Annotated in this window: 12 protein-coding genes; 9 read left to right on the forward strand and 3 right to left on the reverse strand. The window is 41.9% G+C overall.

The genetic code is table 11. The features are described 5' to 3' along the window. Window positions 1–948 precede the first annotated feature (948 nt). Complete coding sequence (locus RMY63_RS18255; protein ID WP_322730051.1) at window positions 949–1,299, forward strand: HetP family heterocyst commitment protein; 351 nt, start codon at window positions 949–951, stop codon at window positions 1,297–1,299. A 1,460-nt stretch (window positions 1,300–2,759) separates the two neighbouring features. Here RMY63_RS18255 and rpe read toward each other — a convergent pair. Next, the gene (rpe, locus tag RMY63_RS18260; protein WP_322730052.1) at window positions 2,760–3,467 is read right to left on the reverse strand and encodes a ribulose-phosphate 3-epimerase; all 708 of its coding nucleotides are present in this window, start codon (window positions 3,465–3,467) and stop codon (window positions 2,760–2,762) included. A gap of 252 nt (window positions 3,468–3,719) precedes the next feature. Between rpe and RMY63_RS18265 the strand changes: the two genes are divergently transcribed. The 3 genes from RMY63_RS18265 to RMY63_RS18275 all read left to right on the forward strand — a co-directional run bounded on the left by RMY63_RS18265 (window position 3,720) and on the right by RMY63_RS18275 (window position 8,739). Next, window positions 3,720–5,315 (forward strand): S8 family serine peptidase, encoded by a 1,596-nt coding sequence (locus RMY63_RS18265; RefSeq protein WP_322730053.1) that lies wholly within the window; start codon window positions 3,720–3,722, stop codon window positions 5,313–5,315. Window positions 5,316–5,712: 397 nt separating this feature from the next. After that, window positions 5,713–7,044, forward strand: coding sequence for a serpin family protein (locus tag RMY63_RS18270; protein WP_322730054.1), 1,332 nt, complete (start codon window positions 5,713–5,715; stop codon window positions 7,042–7,044). A 486-nt stretch (window positions 7,045–7,530) separates the two neighbouring features. Continuing rightward, a complete protein-coding gene (locus RMY63_RS18275; protein WP_322730055.1) occupies window positions 7,531–8,739 on the forward strand; it encodes a NupC/NupG family nucleoside CNT transporter in 1,209 nt (402 codons plus the stop codon). 59 nt (window positions 8,740–8,798) lie between these two features. Here the strand turns inward: RMY63_RS18275 and RMY63_RS18280 are convergent, their stop codons facing one another. Together RMY63_RS18280 and RMY63_RS18285 are read right to left on the reverse strand one after the other, a co-directional pair. Then, window positions 8,799–10,535 carry an ABC transporter ATP-binding protein gene (locus RMY63_RS18280; RefSeq protein ID WP_322730056.1) on the reverse strand — a complete coding sequence of 579 codons (1,737 nt, stop codon included), beginning with the start codon at window positions 10,533–10,535 and terminating at the stop codon, window positions 8,799–8,801. 148 nt (window positions 10,536–10,683) lie between these two features. Next, complete coding sequence (locus RMY63_RS18285; protein WP_322730057.1) at window positions 10,684–11,901, reverse strand: lipid-A-disaccharide synthase-related protein; 1,218 nt, start codon at window positions 11,899–11,901, stop codon at window positions 10,684–10,686. Between the two features lie 756 nt (window positions 11,902–12,657). Here RMY63_RS18285 and RMY63_RS18290 point away from each other — a divergent pair. From RMY63_RS18290 to RMY63_RS18310, 5 genes are all read left to right on the forward strand, one after another. After that, window positions 12,658–13,971: a hypothetical protein gene (locus tag RMY63_RS18290; RefSeq protein WP_322730058.1), complete on the forward strand. Its 1,314-nt coding sequence runs from the start codon at window positions 12,658–12,660 to the stop codon at window positions 13,969–13,971. A 126-nt stretch (window positions 13,972–14,097) separates the two neighbouring features. Continuing rightward, window positions 14,098–15,795, forward strand: a complete 1,698-nt coding sequence (locus RMY63_RS18295) for an RluA family pseudouridine synthase (protein WP_322730059.1) — start codon at window positions 14,098–14,100, stop codon at window positions 15,793–15,795. Window positions 15,796–16,219: 424 nt separating this feature from the next. Further along, window positions 16,220–16,426, forward strand: coding sequence for an RRXRR domain-containing protein (locus RMY63_RS18300; RefSeq protein WP_069068524.1), 207 nt, complete (start codon window positions 16,220–16,222; stop codon window positions 16,424–16,426). Window positions 16,427–16,494: 68 nt separating this feature from the next. Then, window positions 16,495–17,166 carry a hypothetical protein gene (locus RMY63_RS18305; RefSeq protein WP_322730060.1) on the forward strand — a complete coding sequence of 224 codons (672 nt, stop codon included), beginning with the start codon at window positions 16,495–16,497 and terminating at the stop codon, window positions 17,164–17,166. Beyond that, window positions 17,150–17,914, forward strand: a complete 765-nt coding sequence (locus RMY63_RS18310; protein ID WP_322730061.1) for a class II aldolase/adducin family protein — start codon at window positions 17,150–17,152, stop codon at window positions 17,912–17,914. Before RMY63_RS18305 ends, RMY63_RS18310 begins: the two co-directional genes overlap by 17 nt. The last annotated feature ends 58 nt before the right edge of the window (window positions 17,915–17,972 follow it).

Here is a 17,972-nt window from a genome sequence, read left to right on the forward strand (position 1 = left end):
TTGTCGCCCTTGTCTACCTGCCCGTGCTTTGTGCCAGTTGCGTAAGTCCTGTTAATAATATTCTGTGTTAATTAGCTTTCTATTTATTCTTAAATTGTCTAATATTGTACAGACTCAGCTTGCTACATTTTTTGAGTAAAGTTATCCATTTGCGGCTCTTTTCCTTGACTCAGCTAAGGCTGGTTATCACTAACCAGTAATTTTATTTTTAAACTGATATATTTTATGATTCCTAGCTGCTCGTTATGAAATATTTACGAGCGGTTGACAGCGATTATATTTAGATACGCTAAAGTTGTAGTTTTTGCAAACCAATCAAGACAAGTCTAATAAGTATTATTATCTAATCGAACTTATTGGGAAATAGGTTCAATCTTACTCCTGTGAACGGTTTTATTCTCTATCAACTAATATTTTTACAAGTTGTTTTACATTTCATTTAATGGTATTGTTTTCTAGTTACTCGACAATAATAAAGGTTTTAAAATGATATCGGGTGAGGGGTAACACCCCTCAAAAATTACAAACGAGGACAAAACTGAAAGCTGCACAATACACAAGTAAGTATCGGAATATATTAAGTAAATTTGACCTATAAATATACTAGATTAGTAGATGACATTAACAACAAAAAATAGTATAAATACGAATGGTGTTGTTAACGCTCAAAGATAAATATATTTTCTCTATTAGTCTAAAAAAATATGCAAACTTCCCGGAAATTGCCTAATTCAACAGTAGTAAGAAATATAAGCATGTGAACCAAGAAAATTTATTTACTTATGGTTTTTTATCCCTTGGAAACATTAAACACCGCTCCATTGGTGATAATTTGCCATAAGCAATTCAAGATTTGCAAAAAGGCTAGTGCAGTCTATACATCTCAATTCAAACACCAACAATCGCAGAGAAGAAAATAGTTTACTTCACCCAAAATAACTAAACACTATGATGAATCAAGACATTGCTGGTATTAGTAGTAACTTAGATAAGATAGTGAAAGCTCAACAATTTGACAAAGTAGTTGAAGCAATTCTTGCTGGAAAGTATTCTTGGGCATGTGTTTTAATGCTGCGATTTGGTGGTTATAATCCTCTCCATTACATTCCATATCGCACCTACAATCGATTGCTCAAAGAGAACTCTCAAGCAGATAGGACAAAACAACAGCAAAGTGAAAATCTAAAAATGCTGAAACATACTCATGATTCCCGATCTGATAATAATCTGTCATCAAGCTGCTTAAGCAAAATTAAAGACCTGGCTTATCTAGAAGTAGTTAGAAAGCAAAAAGCATAAATCCTTGGTGGGAGTTTATACCAGAGATTGACACAGCAAATGAACGAATATCAATCAAGCAAATCGCCATTAAAACCAGAAAACGTTCAAGACGTTTCCTTGAAATCTTGTGGATTCAATTAAAAAGTATTTGGAATCAATAGATTCTGCTCTAAAGTTGATTGATTATCTGAAAGCCTGCGATGCTAATTGAAAATTTATAGCATGGCAGATTTTCTATAACAGTGATTAATTTGATAGTATTTTGTAAAAATCTGCCAAAATGGCAAATATATACTAATGATATTGGTAAACTAATAACAACTACAATTTAAACTAAAATAGAGGTGATTTGGCAAGCAAGTTAATTTAAAAAATAAAATCAACGATTAGTTCTGACTATGAAATAAATCAAACTGATTACAAAAGTAGTCAGCATTTCATGGAGTAAATCACTCCTAGACCAAGGTCAATAATCCAACTATTGCTACTGGTGGTTCTTCTTCTGAGGAAGTCTGAGCAAAGAGAATTTGGGGAGGTGGATTCCCCCAAGCCAAATTTTACACAGCTTTCACTGACTGCAGACAGTGCGAGTAATGCTGATAAAACTTTCTATCCTGTGGTTGGTGTTGCTTTAGTTAAATATTGCAAACGCTTAACATCAATTCCAGGAACAGAAATAGAAAAGTTACGGTGAAATTGTTGTCCTTGGCTGGTAGAACTAGTAGCTCATACGCTTCTCTTTCGACTATTGTAATCCTAGTCCTCCTAACCTGGATTATCTTTAGTTTCTAAACTTTCAATTTACATAGCAACTACTGGAAGTTCAAAACTTGAATAGCTTCCAGTTTTTTATCTGTATTAGGACTTACGCAAAAAAGCTCTCTAACTCTTATTCCTCTGTGTCGCGCCAGTTGCTTCTTCCTTCTCTACGAGACGCTCCGCGTTCGCAAGTGCGTCTCGTAGAGAAGGCGCTAGCCTCTCCCAAAGGGAGCTATCCATTAGTCACATCTTTCTTTACAATCTTGAAACGCTTGTTTTGTAGGCATCTTAAACACGCTCGGTGTGAGGCATACTTGACAAGTTACCTCTTAATATTCTTGCTAAAAGTAGGTTTTTATTGAGAATTAACGACGAACGAATCAGGGTTATAAAAAACGTGAGTGAATACTCTCGCAAATGTTAAGAAAGATCCGGGTAATGGATAGCTTTGGGAGAAGGGGAGACGCGCAAGGGACAAGTCTCTTAACCGCAAGGGCACACTGGCTTCTCTGCATTTTCTGTGGTTTGATTTTGCGTGACCTGTGCGTAAGTCCTATGTATATAAAAATAAGATAGGTAAATTGCCTACCTTATTTTTTGGGGAGAATAGATATCTAATGGAATTAATCTAAAACCCTTGTAGAGACGTAGCGGTGCTACGTTTCTACATTCTTTTTCACCTACTTCCATGTTTAATGATTGGTTAATTCAAAAATGAATTAAACCTTAGCTAATTCTGGAGTAGGACTCTTGCTGTTGCGAATTGCTGTAATAGCCTCAGCATAATCTTTAGCCTTAAACACAGCTGAACCGGCGACGACCGCATTGGCTCCCGCTTCTAAAACTTGCCAGGTATTATTTGCCTTCAGTCCCCCATCTACTTCAATCCAGGGGTCAAGACCACGCTCATCACACATTTGGCGTAGCTTGCGGATTTTGGGTAACACACCAGGGATAAAGCTTTGACCACCAAAACCAGGGTTGACGCTCATAATTAGTACTAAATCGCACAAATCTAAAACGTATTCAATTAGTTCTAGAGGGCTACCAGGATTAAGTACAACTCCAGCTTTCTTACCAAGCTCTTTAATTTGCCCCAAGGTGCGGTGCAGGTGTGGAGAAGCATTATGTTCGCAGTGTACGGTGATATGATCGGCACCCGCCTTAGCAAAATCCTCTACATACTTTTCTGGCTCCACAATCATCAAGTGGACATCAAGTGGCTTGGTCGTAATCGGACGAATCGCCTCCACAATCAGAGGGCCTATCGTAATATTAGGTACAAAACGACCATCCATTACATCAACATGAATCCAATCTGCTCCAGCCGCGTCTATGGCGCGAATTTCGTCACCCAAACGACTAAAATCGGCTGATAGGATAGATGGAGCAATTACAATGGGCTTTTGAGATAGGTTTTGGGTCATGGCTAGTGGGTTTTTAAGCGTCCTCGTCTGTACGCATTGTAACAAAACATTGAGCAAGACTCATAATTTTGATCCCGGTTTTTTGGGGACTGGGGATGGTGGGGCCCCCTCTGGGGATAAGGGGTAATGGGGACTAGGGGGATGAGGAGGATGAGGGGGATGAGGGAGAAATATTGAACAAGTTTCTTCCTTGTCCCTTCCCAATACTCCATCCCCCATGACTAATGACTAATGACCAATGACTAATAACTAATGACTAAAAAATTAACCTGGATATTTTGGGGATTAACTGCTTCTTGTCTGAGTGCGCCGGTAATTGCTTCAGCTTTAGAATCTGGACTAGGAACTAACGGTATTGATGCTCTGAAGCTACACAAACCTCCTTATAATTTAATCGGTCGTAAGATTGCGATTGGTCAAGTGGAAATTGGTCGGCCAGGAATGTTTGGGTGGGATAAGGCGGTGTCTAAAAATCGTGCTATATCTGTAGCTGCGGTTTTCTTACGCAATGGGCCAGCTAAGTCTAATACTGGTGTTGACCCCCACGCCTACAATGTCGCTGGTGTAATGGTGAGTCAAGACAAAGCCTTGCCAGGAGTTGCTCCAGGAGCGCGATTATATTCATCAGCTGTGGGTTCGACTAAAAACATGGGTCAGCCAGAAGAGTGCTTATCGGCACAGCACATAGCGCTCCAAAATGGTGGCGATGTCCGTGCGATTAACTTTAGCTTTGGCGAACCTCTGAGCCGCGATCCTCGTCCGGAAGCTGCTTTAGACGGTAATGCTTTACTAACTTTATGTGTTGACTGGTCTAGTCGCTTTCATGATGTTTTGTATGCGATCGCTGGCAACCAGGGTAAAGGCGGTATTCCTATTCCTACAGATAATTTTAACGGCATAAACGTGGCTTTTTCATCCCGCCGAGGGGGAGTTTTTAACAAAGTAGACGTGGCTAATCTGGCGGGTGTTAACCAAGGGGTGAATGGAAGACTAGCTGGAAAGGAATTTGACCTTGATGGGCGTCGCGCTATCAGTTTAGTTGCTCCTGGTAATAATATTCCTTTGCTCAATCCAGATGGCAAATTGAACAAGGTTACAGGTACAAGTTTTGCAGCACCTCAAGTTACAGCTACTGTTGCTCTGTTACAAGAACTTGCAGACCGACAGATGCGGACAAAACAACCCCACTGGAGCATTGATGCTCGGCGTCATCAAGTGATGAAAGCTGTATTGCTGAATTCAGCAGACAAACTTCTAGATAGCGGCGATGGCTTAAAGCTGGGAATGACCCGGACACTAATTGATAAACAAAATCAAAACTGGCTAGATTCTGATGCTTATAAAGATCCAAAGATTCCCTTGGATGCCCAAATGGGAGCGGGTCATTTGAATGTATTTCGCGCTTATCAGCAATTTAATGCTGGTCAATGGCAGGCATCAGCTGTGGTGCCGGCTATTGGTTGGGATTATCGCGCAGTCGATGTTGGAGCATTTGTTGACTATATATTAGCAAAACCGTTAAAGCAGGGAAGTTTTGTTGCTGTCACCCTGAGTTGGGATCGATTGGTAGAACTCAACGATAAAAATAAAAACCAGCAATATGACGTAGGCGAAAATTTTCGCGATCGCGGTTTGAATAATCTTGACCTCTACTTGGTAAAAGCTGATGCTCAAAATTCTGATGCTGGTGCTGTTTGCTCCTCAATCAGCCAAATCGATAGTGTAGAACATATTTTCTGCCCTGTTGCTGCTACTGGCAATTACAAAATCCGCGTCCAGTTTCGTCAAAAGCTCAATGAAGCGACTCAACCTTACAGTTTAGCTTGGTGGACTGTACCTATTAATTGAAATAGATTAGCACAAATATCTGTGTAAAATTACAGCGTTTTTCTCGTTCCTATACGGAGCATGGGAACGAGATTTCGTGCCTCAGAGAAACGTTATTCGATCTATAAAACTTAACAGAAGTGGTTATTTTATGATTACGTAGCTTACAATACGTTTATACGGAAAAATAAAAATTCTTAGAAATCAAAATTTTTTATAACTGGTCTCTATAGCCGTCTCAATAAGGAATTAGCAACTCCACAAGTTGTGTTTAATTCCTCTAAGCTACTAATTTGCTGTTACGAAAACTGTAACAGTCCTATTTTTCTATTGGAGTAAATGCAATAGTTAGTCATTGACACAGTATCTGCGTCAACTCTGAGAACAATTGGGAATCTTTGGCAAGTGAGGTAGCAGAATGAATCGCCATAAATTGAGTGATGCGAAAGAAAATTTCCTGCAAAGACGTTACGGTGTTAGCCTGGGCAGACGTTATGCGCTGGCTGCTGCAAGTGTTGTTCTATTCAGTGTATTAGGGTGTTCTCAAGTCGATAGTAATAAAAGTGCCCTTGCCCAATCTAGTTTACCTCAGCCAGAAACTCCATTGCAAAAAAAAACAGCCAAAACTGATACAAAAATCGTTGAGTCTAGCAATAAGTTTGGCTTTAAACTATTTTCAGAAGTTCTGAAAAACGATCAAGGTGAGAAGAATATTTTTATCTCACCTTCGAGTGTGGCGATCGCTCTTGCTATGACTTACAACGGTGCTAGCGGATCGACTCAACAAGCAATGGCAAAAACCCTGGAATTACAGGGGATGAATCTACCAGAAATCAACTCTTCTTATGCGGCGGTATTAAAACAACTTTTAGATAATTCGGATGCGAAAGTGCAATTGAAAATTGCTAACTCACTTTGGGCAAATCAAGATGTTAGCTTTGCACCAAAATTTCTCAATACAGTCCAGGAATTCTATCAAGCCAAAGTCAGCAATTTAAACTTTAAAGATGCCGCTGCACCTAGTATTATCAATAACTGGGTTAAAGAAAATACTAACGGCAAAATTACTAAAATAGTTGAAAACATTGAATCAGAGCAGGTGTTATTTCTGATTAATGCCATATATTTTAAAGGTAATTGGAGTAAAGAGTTTGACAAGAAACAAACTGCTTCATACCCTTTTTACATCACATCTGGCAGGCAAAAACAACAGCCAATGATGTCACAGGATGGTGATTATAGATACTATGAAAGCGAAAAATTTCAGGCAGTTAGTTTACCTTATGGGAAAGATGGTAAGATAAGTTTTTATATATTCCTACCCAAAAATAATTCTAACCTCAAAGAGTTTTATCAAAACTTGAATGTTGAGAACTGGAAAAAATGGATGACTCAGTTCAACAATCAAAAAGGGTTTATTCGCCTACCCCGCTTCAAAACAGATTACGATATTACACTCAATGATGCTTTAAAAACTTTAGGTATGGGAGAGGCTTTCAGCAACAAAGCCAATTTTTCTGGCATGGGTAAAAATTTTGCCATTAGCCAAGTTAAGCATAAAACTTTTGTTGAAGTAAATGAAGAAGGCACCGAAGCAGCTGCTGCTACTTCAGTGGGAATAGTAGCAACATCTTTGAGACAAGAACCAGAACCATTCCGAATGATTGTCAATCGTCCCTTCTTCTGTGCCATTAGAGATAATCATACGGGAAACGTTTTGTTTATGGGTTCAATTATCGAACCACAATGAGGGGGCAAGAGAGATTGAATACTTACCGAAGAAAGGCAGAGGGCAGAAGGTAAAAAATACAATTTTTACCCTCTGCCTTCATGGTTTCAAGCCCCTAAATTGATTTATGAAAAAAGCTAAAAAAATGTATTTCAGCGAGTAGGCGCAAAAAATACAGCGTCCTTTATATAGCAAAGTGCTAAGTGCTGAGTGCTGAGTGCTGAGTATAAACCCAGTGAAATCAAGGCTTTTAGCAATCAACATTGTCCTAACCTATGTGGCTACGGCTATAAATCCCCTAAATTTATTTATGGGGATTACCTCCAGCAAGAACTGCCTTCGTCCTCCTGCCTCCTTAATCAGATATTGCACTTGGAAAATGTGCGATCGCTAAATTCTGATTTACAGGATCAAAACTTTAGTAATTGACTAAAAAACCACAAGAAAGGCGAATTTTTGTGTATGCTCTGTGACTAAGTGCCTTAGCAAGACTTTTCAGGAGTAAACATGGAACGCATCATTTCTGCGTTGGGAATTTTAGTTTTTATCAGTATATCCTACGCCTTCTCTGTTAATCGTCGTGCGGTGCGTTGGCGAATAGTGGCGTGGGGTTTGGGATTGGAATTTGTGTTTGCACTCACGATTCTTAAAACTCCTTGGGGTTTGACTGTGTTTAAATCTCTGGGAGATATTGTCAGTCAATTTTTAGCATTTTCTGATATTGGTGCTAAATTTGTCTTTGGAGAAAATTTTAAGGATCATTTCTTTGCTTTCCAAGTGCTGCCGACAATTATCTTTTTCTCTGCTTTCATCAGTGTCTTGTATTACTACGGCATTTTACAGCGAGTCGTAAACGTGATGGCGTGGGTAATGATGAAGACGATGAAAACATCAGGTTCTGAATCTTTATCCTGTGCAGGTAATATCTTTTTGGGGCCAACAGAATCGGCGCTGATGGTTAAACCTTATATAGCGAATATGACGCAATCGGAACTCCATGCCGTGATGACGGGTGGTTTTGCCACAATCGCCGGTGGAGTACTAGGAGCGTATCTTTCCTTTGGCATCCCAGCAGAACACCTAATTGCTGCTTTCTTTATGACTGCTCCCATATCCTTGGTGGTATCAAAATTACTTTACCCCGAAACAGAAGTATCAGAGACGGTTGGCAAAGCAAAAGCGGATATAGAAACCAATTATGTAAATGTAATTGATGCTGCTACTACCGGAGCAATTGACGGCGTGAAGCTAGCAGTTAATGTTGGGGTGATAATTATCGCTTTTTTAGGATTATTAGCTGCCCTGAATGCACTTTTGGGATGGTTAGGGACATTTGTAGGCTTACAGCAACTCTCATTGCAGTGGATTTTGTCTTTTCTGATGGCTCCCGTAGCATGGCTAATGGGCGTACCTTGGGCTGATTGTCGGCAAGTTGGGGCTTTATTGGGTACAAAAACAATTCTCAATGAGTTTATTGCTTTTTTGGATTTGAAGGCACTAATTGAAAATGGAAAAATCTCTCAGCGTGCAGTAATTATTACAACTTATGCATTATGTAATTTTGCAAATATCGGTTCAATTGGCATTACCATTGGCGGCATTGCGGGGATAGCACCTAATCGCCAGCATGATTTAGCTCGTATGGGTGTAAGGTCAATGATTGGCGGATTGTTAGCCGGTTTTATCACCGCTTGTATTGCTGGGGTGTTGATTTGAAAAACAATTTTCTAAATATAAATTTTATCAAATGAGCAAACCGACAGTTTGGCAATCCCCTACTCATCTGTAGAGTAGAACTGTTGGGCGTAAAAACGGGCATACCGTCCTTCCTGAGACAGAAGGGAGGTGTGGGTACCAGCTTCAACCACCTGTCCTTGTTCGATTACGAGAATACAGTCAGCCCGACGAACGCTGCTCAAGCGATGGGCGATAATAAACACAGTACGGTTTTGCATCACTCGCTCCAGTGCTTCTTGAACTAGTGCTTCTGATTCCGAATCTAGGGCAGAGGTGGCCTCATCCAGGATGAGAATTCGCGGATCGTTGGCAACTGCTCTAGCGATCGCTAATCTTTGGCGTTGTCCTCCCGATAGGTTAACTCCACGCTCTCCTACCCAGGTATGATAACCCTGAGAAAACTGGGTGATAAAAGAGTCAGCGTTGGCAATCTTTGCTGCTGACTGAATCGCTGTTAAATCTAATTTTTCCTGGCCGTAACCGATATTTTCGGCGATCGTTCCCGAAAAAAGCGTAACATCTTGGGGAACAATGCCAATTTGATGGCGCAGGCTGGTAAGTGTGACATCACGGATATCAATATCATCAACCAGAATTTGACCCATCTGAGGGTCATAAAAGCGAAGTAAAAGGTTAATTAACGTCGATTTGCCTGCTCCAGAAGAACCAACCAAGGCAATGACATCACCAGGAGAAGCGTCTAAGCAGAGATCCTTAAGAACTGGCTGATCGGGATTGTAAGCGAAATCAACATGACGATACTCTACCTTGCCCATAACTCGTGGCATTGCCTGAGCATTCGATTTTTCGCTGATACTAGGTTCCTTCGCCATCAGTTCAAAGATGCGTTCAACAGAAGCTTCGGTCTGTTTGTACTCGTTGTAATTGCTAATCATCATGTCGATTGGCTGAATCAGTATAGCCACAGCAGCTAAGAAACTGATAAACCCTTGAGCTGTCAGCTGATTCTGAGAAATCTGCCATCCTCCTAATAAAAACAGCAGTATAATACTAACTGCTTCCAAAAAACCGACAACGGGAAACTGAATGGATTTGAGTTGTAGAGCGCGATACTTAGCTTGGCGATTAATTTCTGCTTCTTGATTGAATCGCTTCACTTCATATTCTTGGGCTGCAAAAGCTTGAACAACGCGAATTCCGCTAAATACTTCAGTTAACATCGCCGACAAATTGGAAACCTGATTTTGGCTCTGGCGAGATAGCACGAGTAATCGCTGACCAAATTGCCCGATCAACCAAGCCATTAAAGGAGCCAAAATCAAACCTGCAAGGGTGAGTGGCCAATTCAGGTAGAGCATGTAAATGGGAATCGCAATTAACTGCAACAAATTGGAAAGAAACTGATGGGATAATTTCTCTACAATCTCGCCGACGCGATCGATATCTTCAGTCAGGCGATAAGTCAGGTCTCCCGTCTGTGTAGTTTCAAAATAATCTAATCCAAGTTTGTGCAGGTGAGCATAAACGCGCTTACGCAAGTTTAAAACCATGTTCAGGGCAGCAGCGATCATAAAGACATTCTGCCCGTATTGACAAAGCCCTCGAACCAAAAATACTAAAGTGGCTAGTCCGAGCCAGTAGGCAATCTGGTTAACATTTCCCTGACTAAGATAAAAAGAGACCTGACCTGCTAAATAGGGCACTGCTAGGGTGAATAACACAAATCCTAAGATACAAGCCAATCCCCGAATTAACAGCGGCCATTGGGGCCACAGATAAGGTAACAGTTGCCAGTAACTAGAGCGGACTTTCATAGGTAAGTAAGAATTCAGGAGTTAGGAGTTAGGAGTAGAGACGCGATTAATCGCGTCTGTACAGGAGTTAGAATTGAGGTGCATTACGGCGTTAGCCTACCACACCATGTTACCCAACCGTGCTGACTCCTGAATTCTGACGCAATTTCTACTCAGTTTCTCCTAGAGAGTTTAGTAGAAAGCGGGCAATTCTCTCAGATGCGCCAGGTGGGCCAAATCGCTGAGGGCCATTTTCTTTGCACTTAGCGAGGTAGTCTGAATCTTCTAAAGTTTCCACTACTCGTTTAGCTGCTTGCTTGAGAATCTCAGGGGTTGCTGGCTTAGTGCCGATGGTTTGGGCAGAAATGCCCAACAGCCGCGTTTGCGCTTCTGCAAATTGATAGGTAAATTGAGGGCCCTCTCCGGGAATCTGGATGATCGGTTTGCCGATCGCTACAGCTTGCTCCACTGCCAACCCTGCCATACCAATCACGAGAGTAGAGTAACATAGGATATCACTGAAGGCATCTGAATAACATCTCACTTCCACAATCGGTGATTCCTCAGCAGAATTTCCTGGAGGAGAATAAGTGAGTATGCCTTGAGTCAGCTGCCAACCTTGACTTTTGGCAATGTCGTCTAGTTGCTCCATCAAATCCGGTATCAAGGCTGCACGAAATTGTAATCCTGACTCAGGCATCACCTTGGCGATTTCTACCACTAGTTGCAACTGCAAACAAAAATTTCGCGCGGCTTCAGGCATCCGTGACCCTGGTAGGAGAGCGATCGCTCTTTCGTCCGGTTTCAGGTGCAAGTCTTTGCCAGTAGGGACGAGCCTATCTAAAGCCGGAATGCCAGCCAACTGAGCTTTAGTTAAACCTTGCCGTTCGAGGTCATAAGCCGTATGGGAATCCTTGGTGAAAACTGCCAGACATCGAGAAGAATTAAGGTCGTGCCACAGAAGCGGATTGAGACGCAATCGCCCTTCATAAAGGGCAGAAAGACAAGAGATAAACGAAACGAAGGGACGCTTTGTTAAGTAAGCAAATGTCTGGGAGACAAAATCCCCAGTAGACATAATTAAATCGCAGTTAGGAGCATACTGCAACACTGCTTGTAATTGTTGCCACGTTAACCCAATCAATCCTGATTGAAAATCTTTGAGCAAATAGAGGCGCTTCATGTAGAAGAATCCCCCGGAGGGCATTGTTTGTGTGGGCCCAATAATGGGAATGTCTAAACTACGGTAAGCTTTTCCTTCTCCCACAATCGGCATTGCCGCCATCTCAAGAGAAGGACACAATTGGCGCAGAGTCTGAATAACATAAGAGGTGTGGTTGTCCTCTCCGTGGCCGTTACTGATAAACAAGATTCGCTTAGAAGGCATCTTGGGGTTTGGATAGGTCTAAAATGCTTGCTTGGTGAGATTTTTAACAAAGTTTGGGGGTTTAAGTCCCCTGTCTCTATAGACAGCAGGTTTTGTCTCGGGGTTAAATCCCTGTTACAAAACGTAATTGCGTTAGCGCAGCGTTAGCGAGTCTGCGAGCGTCATTGCGAATTGCGAATTGGTTTAACCTACATTGGGTGAGTAGGCTAAGAGATTGATAGTATTTTTACTCTTGGAGTTTGTAATTTTATAGACAAATCTACAAAGTTACTTTTTCAGGTGCAAACCGGAATGGAATTACTGCTAATCCCTGTTTTTGCAAACGCTAATCTATCAGAGAATACAGTATTAGGAGTACAAGCGCTATGGGTAAGCTGTTGTGTTTTTAATGGATTCGGCAGTCACTGAAACAGTGCTGAGTGCCCAGTTATGAGTGCCCAGTTATAAAGTAATAATCGCACTCAGCACAGAAGGGTCTGAAGCCCCTGCTTAAAAGCCAAGGAAGAAGAAATAAATATTTATTTCGAGCGGAAAGTGCCACAAGAAATAACTTGTGTTGAGCGGAGTCGAAACATGCGTCCTTACTTCAATCCCCCCGTTTCGCTCATCAAAGGTTACTCTAAGCCGAGGCACTCAGCACTCCTGAATGTCTGCCAAATTAACTCTCTGGGGATTCATCCTAGACAAGTTTTTTAATATTCCAAATGGCTCAAGTAGGAGTAAACTACGACATAGTTTACTTAGTAATACTGAGCAATGTATAGAAAGACTAAAAGATTTACTGCTATTTTTCTATTCGTGTTTTCTCTGGTTGTTTCTATCAACTTTTCTGCGATCGCTCAAGATAGTTCAGGTATCCCTTCTGTAAATTTTGCATCGTCTCGCGCTTGTTATGTTCCTGCAAATCTCAGAACTGAACGAGTCATTGCTGATAACGATCGCAGCCAGGTTAAAATGGGCGATCGCATCAGGGTAAAAGTTAAAGGATTGTCAGCAGCAGCCACAAGTACAACGCCTAAAGGCAATTCATTCGATCCTCGCCAATTAGTGTTGTACCTGAATGGCTATCAGCTAGATAATGTCCACGGAGAACCAGTCAGCGTCATGGAGGAGGGTGAAGATCAAAAGAAAACTCTTAATAATGATTGGTTAGCTTTTCAGCTTGAACGTACTGATGCATCTGAAACTGCATGGAATTCGCTACTTGGTGGTAGGCCCAAATATAGTATTGATACGATAGTTGGGGTAGGCTGTCCCGGTAAAGTTGCGATTCTGGTGAGCGATCCTCTCTCGCCTCCTCAATTAAAAATAGTTCTGTTATCATGGCGATTTTGGCTGTGTCTGCTTCTAGTTATAGCTATTATCTTGATATTTATCAGATATGGTCGAGACAGTCTACGTAGCCCTGGAATAGAAGGAATTTACTCTAAAAAAGAAGTCATCAATGGTCAGGAAATGTTGATTAGAAAAGAGTTTCTACCTCAAAAAGAAGCTCGTTCGGGAATTGCTAAGTTTTTTCTTGGTTCAAATGAAGAGTATAGAAATCCCTTCAGCTTATCAATATCTCAACTTGCTTTCTGGACATTTCTCATTTTTTCTGCTTACCTGATTATCTACGGCGTAACAGGAGATTACACTAATATTTTAACTGCACAATCACTAGTTTTATTAGGAATTAACTCTGTAACTGCATTTGGTACTTCATTAATTGATGGGCAGGGTAATGAGAAAAATAGAAAAGGTAGTCAAAGCGTTTCGGAAGGGTTTTTCACCGATATATTATCAGATATTAATGGAGTCAATTTTCATCGCTTCCAAACATTTATTTGGACAGTTGCCATCGGATTATTTTTTGTTTGGGAGGTGATTAAAAATCTAGCAATGCCAGAATTTGATGATACACTTCTGGCGCTACAAGGAATCAGTGCCGCAACATATCTTGGACTGAGAGGGCAAGAGCAGCATGGTATGACAAAAGATCCAGAACCTGCATCTCAAGAAGCAAATTTATCTGAACAATTGCCTACACCAGAAGACGATCGCACTCCAACTAATACTTTGTCAAGCTAGTGCAAGAAGGTTTGTGGTCAGGACTTTAGTGCTTAAAAATAAGGACTAAAGTCCTGACTACGAACTTATTAGTATGGGCAATAATTTAAAATATTAAAATTAGCTAGATTTGCAATCATACTTTGTATGGTAGTTCTGCACACACTTTCAGATTTCATCGACTGTGATTTTGCGCTCGGCGACTCATCTTCTAGTTATTGGTATGAAGGGCGTTGTCCGCAAAGTGGCGATCGCCTAAAATTACCCCGCACTTCAATGTCCGAAGCGATCGCCCACGGACTAATGCAATATCTTGCTAAGAATAACTGTTATTCTCGTGAAGGGAAGATGTATGGAATCCTATTGGTTGAACTGCCTAATGGCGAACAACGGGTACTAAAAGCCTTTTCCGGTCTTTTGAATGGTTGCAGTGTGGTTGAGGGCTGGGTGCCGCCAATTCCCGGACGAGACGAAGTTGCTTTCGAGGAAGCCCGGACTTTGGCACAGTTGGACGCGATTAAGCAAGAAATTATTACTTTGAAGCAACTCACCGAACGCCAGCAGTATGAAATCCTGTTTAATGACTTTGAGCAGCAGTTACAAGCAATGAGCGATCGCCATCGCTATTGCAAACATCAACGACAGGAAAAACGTCAGCAACTCTGCAATACACTCTCTCCCGAAACACTCACGATTGCCCTTAAACAACTTGACGAAGAGAGTCGTCAGCAGGGAATTGAGCGACGACAACTTAAACGCCAGCAAAATGCCGTATTACAGCCACTACAACAAGCAATTACAGCGACGGATGCGCGAATTAGCGAACTGAAAAAACAGCGTAAAGCACTTTCTTGTCAATTACAAGCTCAAATGCACGCTAGCTACAGCCTGACTAATTTTTCCGGGCGATCGCAATCATTGCAAGAATTGATGCCAAGAGGTTCGCCAACTGGTACAGGAGACTGTTGTGCCCCAAAGCTGCTTCATTATGCCGCAACACATAATCTTAAACCCCTAGCAATGGCAGAATTTTGGTGGGGTGCGTCTTCCGTAAATCAGGATAAAATTCCGGGAAAGTTTTATGGAGCGTGTGTCGAGCGATGTCAGCCATTGATGGGGTTTTTGCTCTCAGGCTTGAAACCTCCCTTGCCAGCTAGGGAAAAGGCAGTAAGAAGCCCCTCCTGCCCTGATAGGGGAAGGGTTTGGGGGGAGGTCACTTTACCGATTATTTATGAAGATGAATGGCTGATTGCTGTAAACAAACCTGCTGGATTACTTTCGGTACCTGGTCGTTATCGCGATCGCCAAGATAGTGTCTTGAGTCGCTTATGTCATTTGTTACCTGATGGCATGGCGCTTATATCTGTGCATCGCTTAGATCGAGAAACTTCTGGGATTTTGTTGTTGGCACGCGATCGCCAAACCCATCGGCAACTCAGCCAGCAGTTTCAGCAACGCCAGGTTCACAAGGTTTATGAAGCCATACTTTCCGGTGCTGTAATAGTTGAGCAAGGTAAAATTGACTTGCCACTATGGGGAGATCCTGAAAATCGCCCTGAGCAAAAAGTTGATTGGCAGTACGGTAAACCTAGCTTGACACACTTCCAGGTAATGGCCAGAGAAGGAAACTACACTCGCGTAGAATTTACGCCACTAACAGGACGCACTCATCAGTTAAGGGTTCATGCAGCTGATGCGCGAGGACTTGGGATAACTATTTTAGGCGATCGCCTTTATGGATGCTGTGCAGTTACTAGTCGGTTACATCTGCACGCCAGAGAACTTCGCTTCGAGCATCCGCAGTTGAAAAAAACCCTGCATTTACAAGCAATTACGCCCTTTTGACGAGTCATATTATAAAAAACCTCAAAGAGCTAAAGCTACGCTTTGTCTCTCCTAACAGCTAGCCTATTGCTTTTTAAATTTGTATGTGATAATTTTTGCTTGTAGTTAATTCAACGGTTATCCGACCGAATTACAGTACTTATAAAAATTAATATAACAGCTAAGAGGCTTCCCAATAAAAATATTCAATTACAAATGATTGTGAGACACCCCACAAAATTGGATAATTTATTCCTTGGAAATCCTTAAATCAGAGGTAAAGACAAGAGTGCTGGAGTTGACCTCTAGACTCTCATTCTTGTCTTTTCTTTAATCAAAGGAGTAATAAAGGAGCAGAGGAGAATAATTTTCTCGTTCCATAGCTGAGTAAGGGGATTCTCCTAGTCCCCAGTCTGGCGATCGCAAATCTAAAATTCAAAATTACATGACTAAAGTATTCATTCTCGATGCCAACCAACAACCGTTATATCCAGTACGCATCAGCCATGCTAGGCTACTATTGTCACAAGGTAAAGCTACTGTATTCCAGCGATATCCTTTTACTATTATTCTGAAGGAGTCCCTTTCTCATCTAAAACTTGAGCAACTTGGCTTTAAGATTCATCCTGGTATTAAAATAAATCGTAATTGAATTCTTAACTATGAATTACGACTTAGCAATTAGTTAATCTTAGTCGCCTCCTAAACAGAGGAATATAGATGACGAACCACACTATTTTAGAACCGTTACCAGAAGACCAATGGTTTATTGAGAGCCAGGAACTACGATCCTTTGTAGCAACAGTACGGGAAATTAGCGCTAGCACTGTTAGCGATCGCACACAAACTCTCGCTAAACTAGAACCCTATTTTCAAGAACTTCTTGCTCAACCACAATGGCTACCCCAAAAGTTTGCCCAAGTCAATCCCGAAAGCCGGATGGGTGGCGGTATTGGCCAGTGGCTGCTTTATCGCGCTAAAGACCGTTCTTTATCAGTATTCAGTTTGGTGATTCCCCCAAGCTCAACGACTCCCGTCCACGACCATTTAGCTTGGGGATTGATTGGTTTATACAAGGGTAATCAAGAAGAAACAGTCTATCGCCGTGTAGATAACGGTGATGCCGAAGGACACGCACAATTACAAGTAACTGAAGTGCGATCGCTTCAACCAGGGGATATCTACCGCCTCTTACCCCCAGATGGTGATATCCACGCTGTCAAAACCACATCCCAGAGCGCATCTGTATCCATCCATGTCTTGGGTAATGATACTGGTTGCGTTTTGCGTCACCAGTTCATCCCAGAATCTGACAGCGTCAAATCCTTTCGCTCTGGATATTCCAACGCTCCCTGTAAAGAAGAAGAAAAAGAATATGTCCAGTTACATTAGACCACAACCCCCAGCATTCGAGCGAGTTGAAGACGAACGCCTCCACCGCAAGCAACGTCTCGCCGCCGCCTTTCGCCTCTTTGGAAAGTTTGGGTTTAGCGAGGGAATCGCAGGCCATATTACGGCTCGCGATCCTGAGTTTACAGACCATTTTTGGGTTAATCCATTCGGGGCATACTTCGGTCATATCCGAGTTTCTGACCTGATTCTAGTTAACAAAGAAGGTGAGGTGGTTAAAGGCGGCGATGCTGAGGTAAATCAAGCTGCTTTCGCCATCCATTCTCAGATTCATGAAGCTCGACCTGATGTAATCGCCGCAGCTCACGCCCATTCACTTTATGGTAAAGCCTGGTCTAGTTTGGGGCGTTTCCTTGACCCCTTGACTCAAGATTCTTGTGCTTTTTACGAAGATCATGGATTATTTGATGACTATACAGGTGTCGTATTAGATACCTCTGAAGGTGAACGACTAGCTCAAGCTTTGAGCGGTAATAAAGCGATAATCCTGCGTAACCACGGTATTTTAACTGTGGGACATACAGTCGATGAAGCTGCCTTTTGGTACATTAGCTTAGAGCGATCGTGCCAAGCCCAACTGTTAGCAGAAGCTGCGGGTAGACCGACTACGATCAAACACGAAACAGCCCGTTTAACACAAACTCAAGTGGGGTCACATGTAAGTGGGTGGTTCAGTTTCCAGCCCCTTTACGACCGGATTGTGCGCGAAGAACCTGATTTGCTAAATTAGTGCTGTGTTTTTTGACACTGGAATAATAGGCGGGGAAGTTTCCAGTTAACCCACTTCC

The organism is Nostoc sp. ChiQUE01b, from assembly GCF_034531255.1.
GTDB lineage: Bacteria > Cyanobacteriota > Cyanobacteriia > Cyanobacteriales > Nostocaceae > Nostoc.